Origin of the sequence: Paenibacillus sp. Pae15 (assembly GCF_024519685.1) — a bacterium.
Taxonomy (GTDB): domain Bacteria; phylum Bacillota; class Bacilli; order Paenibacillales; family NBRC-103111; genus Paenibacillus_G; species Paenibacillus_G naphthalenovorans.
This window is the reverse complement of sequence record NZ_JALJRM010000064.1, coordinates 1-2,335: the sequence shown is the minus strand read 5'-3', so window position 1 is coordinate 2,335 and position 2,335 is coordinate 1. Positions and strand designations below refer to the sequence as shown.

Annotated in this window: 4 protein-coding genes; 3 read left to right on the top strand and 1 reads right to left on the bottom strand. The window is 40.3% G+C overall.

Annotated elements, in window-relative coordinates:
* Nucleotides 1-42: 42 nt before the first annotated feature.
* Nucleotides 43-300 carry an IS21 family transposase gene (locus NR121_RS24830; RefSeq protein ID WP_074727451.1) on the bottom strand — a complete coding sequence of 86 codons (258 nt, stop codon included), beginning with the start codon at nucleotides 298-300 and terminating at the stop codon, nucleotides 43-45.
* An 837-nt stretch (nucleotides 301-1,137) separates the two neighbouring features.
* Between NR121_RS24830 and NR121_RS24825 the strand changes: the two genes are divergently transcribed.
* The 3 genes from NR121_RS24825 to NR121_RS24815 all read left to right on the top strand — a co-directional run bounded on the left by NR121_RS24825 (nucleotide 1,138) and on the right by NR121_RS24815 (nucleotide 2,297).
* Nucleotides 1,138-1,206, top strand: a complete 69-nt coding sequence (locus NR121_RS24825; RefSeq protein ID WP_074727469.1) for a ParA family protein — start codon at nucleotides 1,138-1,140, stop codon at nucleotides 1,204-1,206.
* 273 nt (nucleotides 1,207-1,479) lie between these two features.
* Nucleotides 1,480-1,842, top strand: coding sequence for a PadR family transcriptional regulator (locus tag NR121_RS24820; protein WP_054820355.1), 363 nt, complete (start codon nucleotides 1,480-1,482; stop codon nucleotides 1,840-1,842).
* Nucleotides 1,803-2,297, top strand: a complete 495-nt coding sequence (locus tag NR121_RS24815) for a permease prefix domain 1-containing protein (protein ID WP_256832133.1) — start codon at nucleotides 1,803-1,805, stop codon at nucleotides 2,295-2,297. Before NR121_RS24820 ends, NR121_RS24815 begins: the two co-directional genes overlap by 40 nt.
* Nucleotides 2,298-2,335: the final 38 nt, after the last annotated feature.

Here is a 2,335-nt window from a genome sequence, read left to right as displayed (position 1 = left end):
AGCCGCGCTGGCGTACATAGGATGCAAATTCATGGGTCAGGATCAAGTCGCCGTAGTTTTTACTCGCAAGCAGCAAATGACTTGGTCGTACACAATCTTCCGAGTCATTCCGCCATAATAGACAAAGGCAAGTTCGTGCGCGTCGATCACGTCCTTGGTGACAAAGGGACGGTCTTGCCAATGGATGAATTTATACCTGGAGTGGGAGAGAACGAACGTGATGAACCATAACTTCACCGGGATGCCTTGCAAATTTTTTATTTTCACTTCTCCGAAATCCACTTGCATTTGCTCGCCCATTGGTGGACGTAACTTCTGACGGTGCTCGCTCCGATTTTTAAAATCGGCATGGCGCTCTTTCAGCCAGCCAGGATTTGTGTTGCGGACAGATCCGGGTATTCCCGCAGCCACTGCAAGATTTGCTGCTCATAAGGGTCTAACTTTTTTGCACGGGTTTCAAGCTCTATAAGTTCGTTTTCTTCTGGTGTACGGTTCCGACGAATGCGGAAGCGGATCGCGCAGCTTTCGTGGTTCGGACATTCATGAACAAATTTCGTTTGAAATAACGGTGAACGCAGATAGCACGCACCTCGCGACGGCGCTGCAATCGACTTATTTTCCGTTCAAGCAAAGGACGCCTGGCGGCATGTACAGCGATCAAGCAGTTTCCAATCTGATGGGAGATTTATTCAAATAATAGTTGATATTGAATCAATCAACATTCTTTTGGAGCATCCGCTTAACCCTTTTAATGTTGCTAAGAACACTGATAAGTGTCGATTGGTTTTCACATAACCAATATCAAGTAGAGCAACTAAATTCTTGGACGACAACATTTAACAACAAATTGAATGTACTAATTTCAAGGAGTTAGAAATTCTGAAATTTGACCGAAAAAAGCACTGCGAATATCAAATGTATGAAATATTTGGTTCCGATAATGGGTTCTGTGAGTGGAAAGTAAAAGCAAAAGGATTTGTCCTTTACTGGAATGATTTCGTGTCAGACGCTTGGTTTGTTAATTGGAACAAGCCCTACATAAAACATGGATTTGAATACAAAGAGCATATTTTTCAAAGAGCCGGTTGCCTCAAATATAAAGGTAACCGGCTTTTTGCATGAAGGTAGGAAAGTCAAGTGCCGAAGGTGATTGCTCTGGCCAACCAGAAAGGTGGAGTGGGAAAGACCACAACGGCGATCAATTAAGAAATCGGACTGGCTACTGAAGCGTGCATGTCCTGCAGGGCAACGCTCAGTCATTTTATAAAAATTCCCTTATAATTGGTAAGTCAGGAGGACGGGCTTCACGAGCACGGCCGCGAGGGATACCGGTTCCGCAAATTGCAAACCATCCAAAAAGACGATCAAACGGATTCAGTTCATTCGGGTGCTTAGATCGAATTTCTTTACTCAACCTTGTAATGCGATGTATTATTGTGATACGATGTAATCGGTTGATTTTGAAGGTGAGGTGCAGGTATGGACAAAGAGATCATGAAAGGCAGTATTGATATTTTGCTTTTGTCACTCCTAGATAAACGGGACATGTACGGTTATGAAATCGTAAAGATATTGAAGGAAAATAGTAATGAACTGTACAACATGAGTGAGGGAACGCTGTATCCCGCCTTAAAAAGATTAGAGAATAAAGAATGGCTGCAATCGTATTGGGGAAATTCCGAGAGCGGCGGGAGAAGAAAATATTACAGAATTACACAAGATGGAAAGAAAGAATTGGAAAAGAAATTAAAAGAATGGAATCAAATCAATCATTTAATAAAAGTATGTTCGGAGGGAATCGCGTGGATAAAAAAATCGAAACCTATATTGATAAAATTGTAAGCGAATTAAATTGCGGCGAGGAACAAAAAAGGGAAATCATTGATGAAATGAGGGATCATCTATACTTATTGAAAAATGAATATATAGAACAAGGTTTTACAAATGAAGAAGCGACGCAAAAAGCACTGGAAAATTTCGGGGAACAAAAACAATTGATAAATGGTTTACAAGAGTCGTTATTTCCCTTTTATAAGGTATTCAAGATGGGAACATGGATTTTATTTGGTCTGTACTCCTTGATCATTCTGTTTAAGCTGCTATTTCAGAGAATGATTATACGTATTACAGATTATGCAAACGGTTTTGCGAACCCCTATTATGTTTTTATTCCACCGAATTCAGAAGGATATTTTGATTTGGAAGCTTTAAAGTTTAATTCGAATATCATCCCTTTTAAAAATACGATGGAATACATAACTGGATATGACCGGTTTAACTTAGGGCTTGCTGAATAATCAAAAAATCCTTATGTCACAAGGGTTTAGAGGCACTT